Raw genomic sequence first — 13547 nt, 5'->3', positions numbered from 1 at the left:
GCGACCTTTAGACTCGTCCTTTGGCACCTTTGTGTCTCTGTGTCGATCGGCCCGATCGTGCCGTACGGGGACCACCAGCCAGCCATCGGAAGTACGGGAAGAGATGTCGGCACCGAACAAGTCGTACGACCCTGTCGAGGTCGAGGCACTGAAACCGGAAGAGATCGAGCGCATGCGGGACGAGGCGCTCGCCGCCTTCGCGTCCGCCGGCGACCTCGACGCGCTGCGCGAGGCGAAGACCGCGCACATGGGCGACCGCTCGCCCCTGGCGCTCGCCAACCGCGAGATCGGCGCCCTGCCCCCGCAGGCCAAGGCCGAGGCGGGCAAGCGCGTGGGCCAGGCCCGCGGCGCCGTGAACAAGGCCTTCGGAGCCCGCACGGTCGCCCTGGAGGCCGAGCGGGACGAGCGGGTGCTGGTCGAGGAGGCGGTGGACGTCACGCTGCCCTACGACCGCGTCCCCGCCGGCGCCCGGCACCCCCTGACCACGCTGATGGACCGCATCGCGGACATCTTCACGGCCATGGGGTACGAGGTCGCCGAGGGTCCCGAGGTCGAGGCGGAGTGGTTCAACTTCGACGCCCTCAACTTCACGCCCGACCACCCGGCGCGCCAGATGCAGGACACCTTCTTCGTCCAGGGGCCGGAAGGCACCGAGGGCGACGAGTCCGGCGTCGTGCTGCGCACCCACACCTCCCCGGTGCAGGCGCGCTCGCTCCTGGAGCGCAAGCCCCCCGTCTACATCGTCTGCCCCGGCCGCGTGTACCGCACCGACGAGCTCGACGCGACGCACACCCCGGTCTTCCACCAGGTCGAGCTGCTCGCCGTGGACGAGGGCCTGACCATGGCCGACCTCAAGGGCACCATGGACCACATGGTCCAGGAGCTGTTCGGCGAGGGCACCACCACGCGCCTGCGCCCGCACTTCTTCCCGTTCACCGAGCCGTCCGCCGAGATGGACATGCAGTGCTACGTGTGCCGCGGCGAGTCGGTGGGCAACCCCGACCGCCCGTGCCGTACCTGCTCCAGCGAGGGCTGGATCGAGCTCGGCGGCTGCGGCATGGTCAACCCCAAGGTGCTCGTCGCCTGCGGCGTCGACCCCGAGAAGTACAGCGGGTTCGCCTTCGGCTTCGGCATCGAGCGGATGCTGATGTTCCGCCACAACGTAGAAGACATGCGAGACATGGTCGAGGGTGACATCCGTTTCACCCGGCCGTTCGGGATGGAGATCTGATGCGGGTCCCGCTTTCTTGGCTGCGGGAGTACGTCGACCTCCCCGCGGGTGCGACCGGCCGTGACGTGGCCGCCAAGCTCGTCGACGCCGGCCTCGAGGTCGAGACGGTCGAGCAGCTCGGCGGCGGGCTCAAGGGCCCGCTCGTCGTCGGCCAGGTGCTGACCATCGAGGAGCTCGAGGGCTTCCGCAAGCCGATCCGGTTCTGCACGGTCGACGTCGGCCAGGCCAACGGCACCGGCGAGCCGCAGGAGATCGTCTGCGGCGCCCGGAACTTCTCCGTGGGCGACAAGGTCGTCGTGGTCCTGCCCGGCGCGGTGCTGCCCGGCGACTTCGCGATCGCCGCGCGCAAGACGTACGGCCGCACCTCGCACGGCATGATCTGCTCCGGCGACGAGCTGGGCATGGGCGACGACGGCACGCACGGCATCATCGTGCTGCCGCCCGAGCACGAGGTCGGCACCGACGCGATCGAGCTCCTCGAGCTCGTCGACGAGGTCCTCGACATCGACATCACCCCGGACCGCGGCTACTGCATGTCCCTGCGCGGTGTCGCCCGCGAGGCGGCCACCGCGTACGGCCTGCCGCTGCGCGACCCGGCGCTGCTCGACGTCCCGGTGCCGAACTCCTACGGCTACCCGGTCAAGGTCGACGACCCGGCCGGCTGCGACCGCTTCACCGCCCGCACGGTGACCGGCCTCGACCCCGACGCGCGCTCCCCGATCTGGCTCACCCGCCGCCTGCAGAAGGCGGGCATGCGCCCGATCTCGCTCGCCGTCGACATCACCAACTACGTGATGCTCGAGCTCGGCCAGCCGCTGCACGCCTACGACCGCTCCCGGATCGACGGCGCCATCGGTGTCCGCCGCGCCGAGCAGGGCGAGAAGTTCACCACCCTCGACGGGGTCAAGCGCACGCTCGACTCCGAGGACCTGGTGATCACCGACAACAGCGGGCCGATCGGCCTGGCCGGTGTCATGGGCGGCGCCAACACCGAGATCGCCGACTCCGTCACCGACCCGGAGACGGGCGTCGTCACCGGCACCACGGACGTGGTCGTCGAGGCCGCGCACTTCGACTCCGTGTCGATCTCGCGCACCGCCCGCCGCCTGAAGCTCTCCTCCGAGGCCTCCAAGCGCTTCGAGCGGGGCGTCGACCCGCTGGCCGCCGCCGCGGCCACCCAGCGGACCGTCGACCTGCTCGTGCTCCTCGCGGGCGGCACCGCCGAGGCAGGCGTCACCGAGGTCCTCGCCCCCGGCGCCCCGCGCACCATCGCGATGCGCGCGGACCACCCGGACCGGGTCGCGGGCATGGAGTACGGCCGCGAGACCGTCGTACGCCGCCTCCAGGAGGTCGGCTGCGACGTCTACGGCCAGGACGAGCTCGTCGTCACCGTCCCCTCGTGGCGGCCCGACCTCGCCGCGCCCAACGACCTTGCCGAAGAGGTCATCCGGCTCGAGGGTTACGGGAACCTCCCGTCGACCCTGCCGCAGGTGCCCTCCGGCCGCGGTCTCACCCCCCGGCAGCAGCTCCACCGCCGGGCCGGCCGGGCGCTGGCCGGCGCGGGCTACGTGGAGGCGCTGAGCTACCCGTTCATCGGCGAGCAGGTCTTCGACCAGCTCCAGCTCCCCGCGCACGACGCCGCGCGCCAGGTCGTCAAGCTCGTCAACCCGATCTCCGACGAGGAGCCGGCGCTGCGCACCACGCTGCTGCCGGGCCTGCTCGGCGCACTGCGCCGCAACGACAGCCGCGGCAGCCACGACCTCGCGCTCTTCGAGACCGGTTCGGTCTTCCTGGCCGGCGCCCGGCCGGGCGTGGCCGTACGGCTGCCCGTCGACCGCCGTCCCACGGACGAGGAGATCGCCACCCTGGACGCGGCCCTGCCCGCGCAGCCGCGCTACGCCGCGGTCGTGCTGGCCGGTGCCCGCGAGCAGGCCGGCTGGTGGGGCAAGGGCCGGCCGGCCGACTGGGCGGACGCGGTCCAGGCCGCGCGTGCGCTGGCCGTCGAGGCCGGTGCGGAGCTCGTCGTCCGCCAGGGCCAGTACGGCCCCTGGCACCCGGGCCGCTGCGCCGAGCTGGTCGTCACCCTCGACGGCGTCGAGCAGGTCATCGGCCACGCCGGTGAGCTGCACCCCCGGGTGGTCAAGGCGCTGGGCCTGCCGGCCCGCACCAGCGCGATGGAGCTCGACCTCGACCGCCTCGCGGCAGCCGGCGGCGAGGCCCTCCAGGCGCCCCGGATCTCCTCCTTCCCGGTGGCGACCCAGGACGTCGCGCTGATCGTGGACGCGTCGGTCCCGGCCTCGGACGTGGAGGCCGCGCTGCGCAAGGGCGCCGGCGAACTCCTCGAGTCGCTCCGGCTGTTCGACGTGTTCACCGGCGAGCAGGTCGGCGAGGGCAAGAAGTCCCTGGCGTACGCGCTGCGCTTCCGCGCGGCCGACCGGACGCTGACCGCCGAGGAGTCCACGGCCGCGCGCGACGCGGCGGTGGCGCTCGCGGGCGAGCGGACCGGGGCGGTGCTGCGCGGCGCGTAGCCGCATGCGGGGGGCCCCTCGGGAGCCTGCTTCACGCCCTGGTGAGGGGCACCTCCGGAACGCCGGAGGTGCCCCTCACTCATTCGGGTGAGAAGGCCGGTGGCCCGTGTCCGGGGCGCCGGGTGGTCGGCACAATCGTTGCGGCCGAGGGGAGGCCGTGATGATCGGGGAGATGCCCCAGGTACGCCGGGTGTGCGTCTTCGCGTGGGGCGGCGCCGCGGTGTCCTGGGAGCTGTCCACCCCCGGGCGGCTCGTGCCCAGCCTGGCCACCTGTGCGGCGTTCCTGCTGCTGGCGACGGGCTGCGCGCTGCACATCCGGCGCGGGCTGGTCGTGGAGCTGCGGCGTTCGCAGGAGATCGCGGGGGCCGCGCAGCGGGCACTGCTGCGGCCGATGCCGAGACGGATGGACGGGCTGACGCTGGCCGCCGCCCAGCTGTCGGCGAGCCGGGGCGCGGCGGTGGGCGGGGACCTGTACGAGGCCGTGCCGACGGTGCACGGGGTGCGGGTGGTCATCGGGGACGTACGGGGGCACGGACTGCCGGCGCTGGGGGCGGCCGCGGCGGTCCTCGGAGCCTTCCGCGAAGCGGCGTACGACGAGCTGTCGCTGGGCGGAGTCCTGGTGCGGATGGAGCGGGCGCTGGGCCGGCACGTGCGCGACCGGGCACGGTCCGAGCATCCCGCGGCCTGTCCGGCCGAGCCGCAGTCGCCGTCGGCCGAGGAGTTCGTGACGGTCCTGCTCCTCCAGATCGCCCCGGACGGCACCCTGCTGGCCCTGAACTGCGGCCACCCGTGGCCCTACCTGCTGCGCGGCTGCGGCTCCGCCCCGGCCCCGGCGCGGCGCCCGACCCGGGTGGACCTGCTCGACGGCGGCGAGACCATGCCCCCGCTCGGCGTGGTCCCCGTACCGGTGGACGCCGAGCCGCACGCGTGCGGTGAACTCCGCCCCGGGGAGACCCTGTTCCTGCACACCGACGGCGCCGAAGAGGCCCGCGACGCCGCCGGCGCGTTCTTCCCCCTGCGCAGCGTCCTGGCAGCGGCCACGGCACCGCTGACGCCCGCGCGGCTGGTCGCGGGCGTGCACGCGGCCCTGCTCCGGCACACCGGCGGGCGCCTCGCCGACGACGTCGCCCTGCTGGTGCTCCGCGACGACCGGGCCTGACCGGCCGGCCCTGAACCGGCCGGCCCTGAACCGGCCCCCGCCAGGCCGGCCCCGCCGGGCCCGGCGACCAACCGGGCTCCGGCGGAACCGGCACGCCGCCCGCCTGCCGTGGAGTGTCGGGCAGACAGCAGAACGGGCGGCGCGGTGACGGGTCGTCGCACTGTACGAGGGGGAGCCGACGACCCGGGCTGCCTCTTGGCGAGGCCCTTAAGTGAAGCGCCCTCCGGCCCTCTGGCGGCAGAGTGCGTATCGCATTTATGCGCGTACGTGGTTCACACCCCGTGTGAACCACGTACCCACTAGCCTGAGACCGACGAGCCCTGGGAGCGGCCCATGCAGCCCAACGTCCTGCTCGACGCCCTCCTCGCCGAGGCGGGCATGTCACACGCCGGACTCGCCGCGTACGTGAACCAGGCGGGCCGCACCCGCGGACTCGCCCTGCGCTACGAACACACCGCCGTGACCCGGTGGCTGAAGGGCCAGCGGCCCCGCGGCCAGGTCCCCGACCTGATCTGCGAGGTGCTCGGCGGCCGGCTGCGGCGGCCCCTCGGGCTGGACGACATCGGCCTCGGCGTACCGGGTCTGCCCGCCTCCCCGCACGCCTCCCCGCTCAGCGGCTTCGTGGACCGGGCCGCCGCTCTGTGGCGGGCCGACGGCCAGTCCCGGCCCCAGCTGCTCACGGCGCAGGCCGTCACCGGGACCCCCGCCGTCATCCCGGTCTGGGAGTGGGAGAACCCGCCCGAGGACGCCGATGTCTCCCGCGAGGGGCCGGACAGGATCGGGCCCGAGCACATCGAGATCCTGCGGGCCGCGCGCGCCCACTACGAGCTGATGTACCGCCGGGCGGGCGGGGTGGCCACCCGGGACCGGATCGTCCGCTTCCTTGGCAGTGAGACGGCGCCCATGCTGCGCGGCAGCTACCCCGACGCCCTCGGCCGGCGGCTGCACCGGGCCACCGGGTCCCTGGTGGCCGTGGCGGGGATCTGCGCGTACGACTCGGACGCCCACGGGCTCGCCCAGCGCTACTTCCACCAGGCCCTGCGCCTGGCCAAGGCGAGCGGGGACCGCGGGCTCGGGGCGTACGTCATCGCGCTGCTCGTCAACCAGTCCCTGCACCTGCGCGAGTACCGCCAGGCGGTGGCCTTCGCCGAGGCCGCGCTGCGCGCCGCGGGCCCGCACACCACCCCGGCGCTGGCGGCCGACCTGTACGCGATGCAGGCCAAGGCCTACGCCCGACTCGGCGACACCCGGGCCGCGCTGGCCTGCATCCGCAACGCGGAGGCGGCGGCCGAGCGGATCAGCCCGGGCGCCGAACCGGACGAGACCGGCTACGTGCAGCCGGGGCTGGTCAACGTCCAGGTCGCCGAGGCGCTGATCGGGCTCGGGGACCTCGCCGCCGCGCACGAGCAGGCGACCGCGGCCGTCGGCACGCCCGCGCACGACCGCGGCCGGGTGCACCGGCTGGCGATGCTGTGCGAGATCCAGCTGCGGCAGGGAGAGGCGGACCGGGCGGTGGCGGCCGCGGCCGAAATGGCCGAGCGGGCCAAGGGGATGGAGTCGCTGAGGCTGCGCGACCGGTTGCGCGCGGTCCGCGAACGGCTGCTGACCAGCGGTTGTTCGGACGCGGAGGAGACGGCCCAGCTCATCGACGGGGCGCTGCGCGTTCCCCTGTGACGGCTGTAACTGCTGCCATGTTGCCACCGATCCGAACGGAAGGCGGCAGAACCGTGCAGTGGATGAACCTGAGTGAGCAGACCGTGTACAAGAACCGCTGGTTCGATGTGAACCTCGCCGATGTGGAACTCCCCGACGGCCGGCACCTGGACCACTTCGTGATCCGGCTGCGCCCGGTCGCCGTCGCCACGGCCGTCAACGAGGCCAACGAGGTGCTCCTGCTGTGGCGGCACCGCTTCATCACCGACAGCTGGGGCTGGGAGCTGCCCGCCGGGGTGGTGGAGGACGGGGAGTCCGTCGAGTGCGCGGCGGCGCGGGAGATGGAGGAGGAGTCGGGCTGGCGGCCCGGCCCGCTCCGGCACCTGATGACCGTGGAGCCGTCCAACGGCCTGACCGACGCCCGCCACCACCTCTACTGGGCGGACGGGGCCACCTACATCGGCCACCCGGAGGACGGGTTCGAGTCCTCGCGCCGGGAGTGGGTCCCGCTCAAGCTGGTGCCCGACATGATCGCGCGCGGGGAGATCCCGGCCGCCAACATGGCGGCCGGGCTGCTCCTGCTGCACCACCTCAGGCTCGGGCAGTAGGGGTCATCCGTACGGGTAGAAGCCCGAGCCCGTCTTGCGGCCCAGGCGGCCCGCGTCGACCATCCGCTGGAGCAGCGGGGGAGCGGCGTACAGCGGCTCCTTGTACTCGGCGTACATGCTGTCGGCCACCGAGGCCACGGTGTCCAGGCCGATCAGGTCCGCCAGCTTCAGCGGGCCCATCGGGTGGGCGCAGCCCAGCTCCATGCCGTTGTCGATGTCCTCGCGGCTCGCGATGCCCGACTCGAACATCCGGATCGCGGACAGCAGGTACGGGATGAGGAGCGCGTTGACCACGAAGCCGGACCGGTCCTGGGCGCGGATCGCGTGCTTGTCCAGCACGTCCCGCACCAGGGCCTCGGCGCGCTTGACGGTCTCCTCGCCCGTGGTCAGCGCCGGGATCAGCTCGACGAGCTGCTGCACCGGGGCCGGGTTGAAGAAGTGGATGCCGATGACCTGGTCGGGGCGCGAGGTGGCGACGGCCAGCTTGACCAGCGGAATGGAGGAGGTGTTGGAGGCCAGGATCGCGTCCGGGCGGGTGATCACCTGGTCGAGGACCTGGAAGATCTCCGTCTTGACCTGCTCGTTCTCGACGACGGCCTCGATCACCAGATCGCGGTCGGCGAATTCGCCGAGGTCGGTGGTGAAGCTGAGGCGGGCCAGGGTGGCGTCCCGCTCCTCCTCGCTGATCTTGCCGCGTTCGGCGGCCTTGGTCAGGGAGTTGTGCAGCCGGGTGCGTCCGATCTCCAGGGCCTCGCCCGTGGTCTCGGCGACCCTCACCTCAAGACCGCTGCGGGCACACACCTCGGCGATGCCCGCGCCCATCTGGCCGCAGCCCACTACGCCGACGCGGGTGATGTCGGCCGGGAGGGTAGAGAGGTCCGTCACTTCGTGCCTTTCGCTGCTCATCCATCGCGGGTCCCCCGGGCCGGCAGTGGTAACTGCGTTCCGGCGCCCGCCACGCCCCCCGACGTTACCCCCGACGTTGGCTCCGGTGGCGGGCCGGGGCGGGCATGCTGGGCGCACACAACGGATTGTCACGGAACGGAACGGAGTCGTCACATGGCGTACATCGGGCGTCGGGGACTGCTGGCGGGAGCCGCGTGGGTGGTGGCCGCGGCCATGGGCGGGGCGGCTCCCGCCCGGGCGGCGGCCGCGCCGCCCTCCGGGCGTGCCGCGACCACCGAGTTCCGGGGCATGTGGATCGCCACCGTGTCGAACGTGGACTGGCCCTCCCGGAGTGGGCTGTCGGCCGCGGAGCAGCGCAGGCAGCTGATCGGCCTCCTCGACACCGCCGTGCGCCGGCGGCTGAACGCGGTCGTGCTCCAGGTCCGGCCGGCGGCGGACGCGCTGTGGCCCTCGCCGCTGGAGCCGTGGTCGCAGTGGCTGACGGGGGAGCAGGGGGTGGATCCGGGCTGGGACCCGCTGGGGACGGCCGTCGCCGAAGCGCACGCCCGCGGGCTGGAACTGCACGCCTGGTTCAACCCGTACCGCGTGGCCAACCACGCCGACCTCGACCGGCTGGTGCCCGAGCACCCGGCGCGGCAGGACGGCTGGACGGTCGAGTACGGGGGGAAGCTGTACTACAACCCCGGGGTGCCGGAGGTGCGGCGGTTCGTCCAGGAGGCGATGCTCGACGCGGTCACCCGGTACCCGCTGGACGCGGTCCACTGGGACGACTACTTCTACCCCTACCCGGTGCAGGGGGAGCACTTCGACGACGACGCGGCCTACGAGGAGCACGGCGCGGGGTTCTCCTCACGGGCGGCGTGGCGCCGGCACAACACCGACACGCTGGTGCGCGAGATGTCCGAGCGGCTGCGGGCGTCGAGGCCGGCGGTCCGGTTCGGTGTGAGCCCGTTCGGGATCTGGCGCAACTCCGACCGGGACCCGGCCGGCTCCGAGACCCGCGGGCTCGCGACGTACGACGACCTGTACGCGGACACCCGCAAGTGGATCAAGGAGGGCTGGATCGACTACGTCGTGCCGCAGGCCTACTGGCACATCGGGCACCCGACGGCCGACTACGCGGCCCTCGTGCCCTGGTGGGCCCGGACCGTCGAGGGCACCGACGTGGACCTGTACGTCGGAGAGGCGCTGTACCGCTGCGAGGCGGACAGCCCCACCGAGGCCTGGCGCGATCCTGCCGAGCTGTCGGAGCACGTGCGCTTCGCCCGCGCATACCCGCGGGTCCGCGGCCACGTGTGGTTCTCCGCGAAACACGTGGCCGCGGACCCCAACGGAGCGATGGCCCGCGTGGTCGCCGACCACTACGGAACGGCGGCGGTACCGCGCTGAGTCAGTGATCGGACTCCGCGGGGTGGCGGACCACGCAGTCGGGCCCGGGCGCCATCAGGGCCTCGTGCCCGTCCTGGAAGCGGACCCGGTACGGGGGGGTTCCGTTCTCACCCAGCACCTGGGTGATCTCGCCCACCTTGTCGTTCTGTCCGACGATCCTGCCGTGCTGCACCAGCTGGTCGCCCTCGGTCGCGCGCATACTGACCTCCTCGGTGGCGGTCCGATCCGGTGCTAGCAGTTTAGGTCGTTCCGGGGCTATTTGACCCGTTGGGTGACGGCAATGCAGACGAGCACCGCGCAGGCCGCCACCGGGGCGGCGGGCGACAGCCGCTCGCCGAGCAGGGCCACCGACCACACCAGGGTCAGCAGGGGCTGGGCGAGCTGGAGCTGGCTCGCCCGCGGAGCGCCGATCTCGGCCATGCCGCGGTACCAGACGTACAGGCCGAGGAAGGTGGAGCCGGCCGCGGCCCAGGCCAGACCGGCCAGGCCGTGCCCGGTGAGGTGCACCGGCTCGTACGCGAGACCCAGTGCGGAGCCGGCCAGGCTGAGCGGCAGGCACAGCACCAGAGCCCAGCCGACCACCTGCCAGCCGGGCAGCGCCCGGGCGAGCCGGCCGCCCTCGGTGTATCCGGCGGCGCACACCAGCAGGGCGCCGAACAGGTAGGCGTCCCCGGCCGAGAGCGAACCGCCGCTCTGGGCCGCGGTGAAGGCGAGGACCACCGCGGCCCCGGCCAGCGCCGCGGCCCAGAACCGGCGCGAGGGGCGGACCCCGGTGCGCAGCGCGGAGAGCGCGGCCGTGGTCAGCGGCAGCAGCCCGACGACCACGGCCGCGTGCGAGGTGGTGGAGGTGGTCAGCGCGAGGGTGGTCAGCAGCGGGAACCCGACGACCACCCCGGCGGCGACCACGGCCAGCCCCGCCCAGTGCTCACGGGCCGGCAGCGGGACCCGGCGGGCCAGCAGGAAGGCGCCGGCGATGGCGGCCGCCAGCACGCTGCGCAGGGCGACCAGCGACCACGGGCCGAAGCTCTCCAGTCCCCAGGCGGTCGCGGGGAAGGTGAGCGAGAAGGCGATCACGCCGAGGGAGGCGAGGACGGTACCGGTCGCGGCGCCGCGGGCGGATCCCGTCACCGCTATCGTGGTCGGCAGAGTAGCGCTATTCTGTGCTGTCATGTACGAGCGTAGCAGTGTGGTGGAACTGGCAGAATCCCTTAGAGGTGAACTCAACCGCTACTCGGTAGGTGGAAAGCTCCCGTCGAGCCGGGCCCTGGTCGAGCACTACCGGGTCAGCCCCGTCACCGTCTCGCGGGCCCTCGCGCAGCTCGCCGCCGAAGGCCTCGTCGTCACCCGGCCCGGCGCCGGGGTCTTCCGCGCCCGGCCGCGCACCTCCGCCCCCGCGCCCGGGGACACCTCCTGGCAGGAGGTCGCCCTCAGTGCCGAGGGGGCCGGGGACATCGTCCCGCGCTCGGTGGACGCCACCGGGGTCCTGGGCTCGCTGACCACCCCGCCACCCGGGGTCGTCGAGCTCAACGGCGGCTACCTGCACCCCTCCCTCCAGCCCGAGCGGGCCATGGCGGCAGCGCTGGCCCGGGCCGGGCGGCGGCCCGGGGCGTGGGGGCGGCCGCCCGTCGAGGGGCTGCCCGAACTGCGGGACTGGTTCGCGCGGGAGATCGGCGGCCCGGTCGTGGCCGCCGACGTCCTGGTCACCGCGGGCGGACAGAGCGCCCTGGCCACCGCCCTGCGGGCGCTCGCCCCGCCCGGAGCGCCGATCCTCGTGGAGTCGCCCACCTACCCCGGACTGCTGGCCATCGCCCGCGCCTCCGGCTGCCGTCCCGTGCCGGTCCCGGTGGACGCGGAGGGGGTCCGGCCCGAGCTGCTCGCCGCCGCCTTCGAAGCCACCGGGGCGCGGGTCTTCGTATGCCAGCCGCTGTTCCAGAACCCGACCGGGGCGGTACTGGCGCCCGGGCGGCGGGCCGAGGTGCTGCGGATCGCCCGTGCCGCCGGCGCCTTCGTCGTCGAGGACGACTACGCCCGCGCCCTGGCCCACGAGGACTCCGGTCCGCTGCCCGCCACCCTGGCCGCCGAGGACGCCGACGGGGTGGTGGTCCACGTCCGGTCCCTGACCAAGGCCACCTCGCCCAGCCTGCGGGTGGGCGCCCTCGCCGCCCGGGGCCCGGTCGTGGACCGGCTGCGCGCCATCCAGGTCGTCGACAGCTTCTTCGTGCCCCGGCCGCTCCAGGAAGCCGCGCTGGAGCTGGTCGGCGCACCCGCCTGGCCCCGCCACCTGCGGACAGTGTCCGCCGAGCTCCGCCACCGCCGGGACGTCCTCGCCGGGGCGCTGCGGCGGGAGCTGCCGGAGCTGGAACTGCCCCATCTGCCGTCCGGCGGCTACCAGTTGTGGGTGCGGCCGGGCGGCGGCGGTGACGACGCCGGCTTCGCGGCGGCCGCCCTGCGCGCCGGGGTCGCGGTCGCGCCCGGCCGCCCGTACTTCTGCGCGGAGCCGCCCGGTCCGCACGTCCGGCTGAGCTTCGCCGGGGTGTCCGGGCCGGGAGAGCTGGTGGAGGCGGTCCAGCGGCTGCGGGCGGGGCTGGCACCGTGACCGGAGGGGTCGCCGGGGCCGGGGCCGGCCCGGCCGGTCACGACATCGGCACGGACGCTTGACCCCGTGCGGCGCGCGGCCCACCATCGCCGCATGCATGTTCGGGTTTCGCTCGTTGCCGCAGCCCGTAGTTCCCCGCTGCTCACCGAGCGCTTCGACGACGACCGCCCGCTCGACGGGGCGGGCTGGCACGCCGTGGAGTCCGCCGCGCCCGGGCTGGTCCCGCTGGGCGCCGCCGAACTGCGCTACTGCTCGCCCACCCCGCGCAGCAGGGCCACCGGCGAGGCCCTCGGGTACGCGCCCCTGGCCCAGCCCGCGCTCCGCGCGTGCGACATGGGCCGCTGGCGGGGGCTGACCCTCGCCGAGGTGACCGCCCGGGAGCCGGGCGCGGTGGACCTCTGGCTCACCGACCCGTGCGCCGCCCCGCACGGCGGCGAGTCGCTGCTCGCCTTCATCTCGCGGATCGGCGGCTGGCTCGACACCAGGCCCGCCGACGACGGGGGCGCGATCGTGGCCGTGGCGGAGCCTTCGGTGGTCCGGGCGGCCCTGGTCTACGCCTTGAAGGCGCCGCCGCTGACGTACTGGAACGTGGACGTGCGGCCGCTGTCCACGATGACCCTCACGGGCTGGGCGGGCCGCTGGCACCTCTCCCTGCAGGCCCCGGTGTAAAGCGGTTGAGCTCCTTCCGCCCCCGGTCCTAGCCTGCCGGGATGAACGGCATACGGATCACCACACTGGCGGAGCGGCCCGAACTCGCGGACCGGCTCTGGGACATGAAGGACTCGTGGCCCGAGTTCGCCCAGCACGACGCGCTGGCCTGGCTGCTGTACCCGCGGATGGTGACCGAGCTCCCGCAGTACGTACTGGTCGCCACGGACGGCGACGCGGTGGTCGCCCGGGGGTTCAGCGTGCCCTTCGCCCAGCACGCGCCGGGCCGCGCCGGGGCGCTGCCCGCGCAGGGCTGGGACAGGATCCTGATGTGGGCCTTCTCCGACCTCCGGCGCGGGACCGCGCCGGACACGGTGAGCGCGATCGAAATCACCGTCGCCACGGACCGGCAGGGCCGGGGCCTGTCGGGCCGGATGCTGGCCGCGATGCGGGAGAACGCCCGCGCCCGCGGCTTCGCCGAGGTCGTGGCCCCGGTCCGCCCGAGCGGGAAGCCGGCCGAGCCGGACACGCCGATCCACGCGTACGCGTACCGGACCCGCGAGGACGGCCTCCCGTACGACCCGTGGCTGCGCGTCCACGTCCGCGCCGGCGGCGTGATCGACTCCGTGGCCCCCCTCTCCATGACGATCACCGGCTCGCTGCCCCAGTGGCGCGAGTGGACCGGCCTCCCGTTCGACACCCCGGGCCCGGTCCGCGTCCCGGGCGCCCTCGCCCCGGTGCACTGCGCCCCGGAGGAGGGCTACGCGGTCTACGTCGAGCCGAACGTCTGGGTCCGGCACGCCCTGACCGGCTGAACCGGCCGGGGCGG

12 protein-coding genes are annotated in these 13547 nt (G+C 74.2%); 9 read left to right on the top strand and 3 right to left on the bottom strand.

Features of this window, described 5'->3' with window-relative positions; translation table 11 throughout:
- Positions 1 to 103: 103 nt before the first annotated feature.
- The 5 genes from pheS (at position 104) to ACTVZO_RS09375 (ending at position 7179) form a co-directional block, all read left to right on the top strand.
- Entirely contained in the window at positions 104 to 1231 is a 1128-nt protein-coding gene (gene pheS, locus ACTVZO_RS09395) for a phenylalanine--tRNA ligase subunit alpha (RefSeq protein ID WP_443297947.1), read from the top strand.
- A complete protein-coding gene (gene pheT, locus ACTVZO_RS09390) occupies positions 1231 to 3759 on the top strand; it encodes a phenylalanine--tRNA ligase subunit beta (protein ID WP_443297946.1) in 2529 nt (842 codons plus the stop codon). The genes pheS and pheT overlap by 1 nt, the downstream gene beginning before the upstream one ends.
- A 172-nt stretch (positions 3760 to 3931) precedes the next feature.
- Complete coding sequence (locus tag ACTVZO_RS09385) at positions 3932 to 4918, top strand: PP2C family protein-serine/threonine phosphatase (RefSeq protein WP_443297945.1); 987 nt, start codon at positions 3932 to 3934, stop codon at positions 4916 to 4918.
- 333 nt (positions 4919 to 5251) lie between these two features.
- A complete protein-coding gene (locus tag ACTVZO_RS09380) occupies positions 5252 to 6592 on the top strand; it encodes a transcriptional regulator (protein ID WP_443297944.1) in 1341 nt (446 codons plus the stop codon).
- Between the two features lie 62 nt (positions 6593 to 6654).
- The gene (locus tag ACTVZO_RS09375; protein ID WP_443297943.1) at positions 6655 to 7179 is read left to right on the top strand and encodes an NUDIX hydrolase; all 525 of its coding nucleotides are present in this window, start codon (positions 6655 to 6657) and stop codon (positions 7177 to 7179) included.
- Positions 7180 to 7182: 3 nt separating this feature from the next.
- Here ACTVZO_RS09375 and ACTVZO_RS09370 read toward each other — a convergent pair whose 3' ends face one another.
- Positions 7183 to 8085, bottom strand: coding sequence for a 3-hydroxybutyryl-CoA dehydrogenase (locus tag ACTVZO_RS09370; protein WP_443297942.1), 903 nt, complete (start codon positions 8083 to 8085; stop codon positions 7183 to 7185).
- Between the two features lie 153 nt (positions 8086 to 8238).
- Between ACTVZO_RS09370 and ACTVZO_RS09365 the strand changes: the two genes are divergently transcribed.
- Positions 8239 to 9474: a glycoside hydrolase family 10 protein gene (locus ACTVZO_RS09365; RefSeq protein ID WP_443297941.1), complete on the top strand. Its 1236-nt coding sequence runs from the start codon at positions 8239 to 8241 to the stop codon at positions 9472 to 9474.
- Between the two features lies 1 nt (position 9475).
- On the opposite strand, the gene ACTVZO_RS09360 is transcribed toward ACTVZO_RS09365, so the two are convergent.
- Both ACTVZO_RS09360 and ACTVZO_RS09355 read right to left on the bottom strand, forming a co-directional pair.
- Positions 9476 to 9673: a DUF1918 domain-containing protein gene (locus ACTVZO_RS09360; protein WP_443297940.1), complete on the bottom strand. Its 198-nt coding sequence runs from the start codon at positions 9671 to 9673 to the stop codon at positions 9476 to 9478.
- A gap of 56 nt (positions 9674 to 9729) precedes the next feature.
- On the bottom strand, positions 9730 to 10644 hold the full coding sequence (locus ACTVZO_RS09355) for a DMT family transporter (RefSeq protein ID WP_443297939.1): 915 nt from the start codon (positions 10642 to 10644) through the stop codon (positions 9730 to 9732).
- On the opposite strand from ACTVZO_RS09355, the gene ACTVZO_RS09350 reads away from it, so the two are divergent.
- From ACTVZO_RS09350 to ACTVZO_RS09340, 3 genes are all read left to right on the top strand, one after another.
- The gene (locus tag ACTVZO_RS09350) at positions 10643 to 12070 is read left to right on the top strand and encodes an aminotransferase-like domain-containing protein (protein ID WP_443297938.1); all 1428 of its coding nucleotides are present in this window, start codon (positions 10643 to 10645) and stop codon (positions 12068 to 12070) included. The genes ACTVZO_RS09355 and ACTVZO_RS09350 overlap by 2 nt on opposite strands.
- Before the next feature lie 93 nt (positions 12071 to 12163).
- Positions 12164 to 12739 carry a histidine phosphatase family protein gene (locus ACTVZO_RS09345; protein WP_443297937.1) on the top strand — a complete coding sequence of 192 codons (576 nt, stop codon included), beginning with the start codon at positions 12164 to 12166 and terminating at the stop codon, positions 12737 to 12739.
- A 41-nt stretch (positions 12740 to 12780) separates the two neighbouring features.
- Entirely contained in the window at positions 12781 to 13533 is a 753-nt protein-coding gene (locus tag ACTVZO_RS09340) for an N-acetyltransferase (RefSeq protein WP_443297936.1), read from the top strand.
- Positions 13534 to 13547: the final 14 nt, after the last annotated feature.

Source organism: Streptomyces sp. IBSNAI002 (assembly GCF_052244475.1).
In the GTDB taxonomy this organism is placed as follows: domain Bacteria; phylum Actinomycetota; class Actinomycetes; order Streptomycetales; family Streptomycetaceae; genus Streptomyces.
Note: the sequence above shows the minus strand (reverse complement) of the source record. Positions and strands in the feature narration are given on the sequence as shown.

Excerpts from the sequence above, each read along its gene's own strand:
- pheS (WP_443297947.1), top strand. The coding sequence starts at position 104 with ATGTCGGCACCGAACAAGTCGTACGACCCTGTCGAGGTCGAGGCACTG.
- pheT (WP_443297946.1), top strand. The coding sequence starts at position 1,231 with ATGCGGGTCCCGCTTTCTTGGCTGCGGGAGTACGTCGACCTCCCCGCG.
- ACTVZO_RS09385 (WP_443297945.1), top strand. The coding sequence starts at position 3,932 with ATGCCCCAGGTACGCCGGGTGTGCGTCTTCGCGTGGGGCGGCGCCGCG.
- ACTVZO_RS09380 (WP_443297944.1), top strand. The coding sequence starts at position 5,252 with ATGCAGCCCAACGTCCTGCTCGACGCCCTCCTCGCCGAGGCGGGCATG.
- ACTVZO_RS09375 (WP_443297943.1), top strand. The coding sequence starts at position 6,655 with ATGAACCTGAGTGAGCAGACCGTGTACAAGAACCGCTGGTTCGATGTG.
- ACTVZO_RS09370 (WP_443297942.1), bottom strand. The coding sequence starts at position 8,085 with ATGAGCAGCGAAAGGCACGAAGTGACGGACCTCTCTACCCTCCCGGCC.
- ACTVZO_RS09365 (WP_443297941.1), top strand. The coding sequence starts at position 8,239 with ATGGCGTACATCGGGCGTCGGGGACTGCTGGCGGGAGCCGCGTGGGTG.
- ACTVZO_RS09360 (WP_443297940.1), bottom strand. The coding sequence starts at position 9,673 with ATGCGCGCGACCGAGGGCGACCAGCTGGTGCAGCACGGCAGGATCGTC.
- ACTVZO_RS09350 (WP_443297938.1), top strand. The coding sequence starts at position 10,643 with ATGTACGAGCGTAGCAGTGTGGTGGAACTGGCAGAATCCCTTAGAGGT.
- ACTVZO_RS09355 (WP_443297939.1), bottom strand. The coding sequence starts at position 10,644 with ATGACAGCACAGAATAGCGCTACTCTGCCGACCACGATAGCGGTGACG.
- ACTVZO_RS09345 (WP_443297937.1), top strand. The coding sequence starts at position 12,164 with ATGCATGTTCGGGTTTCGCTCGTTGCCGCAGCCCGTAGTTCCCCGCTG.
- ACTVZO_RS09340 (WP_443297936.1), top strand. The coding sequence starts at position 12,781 with ATGAACGGCATACGGATCACCACACTGGCGGAGCGGCCCGAACTCGCG.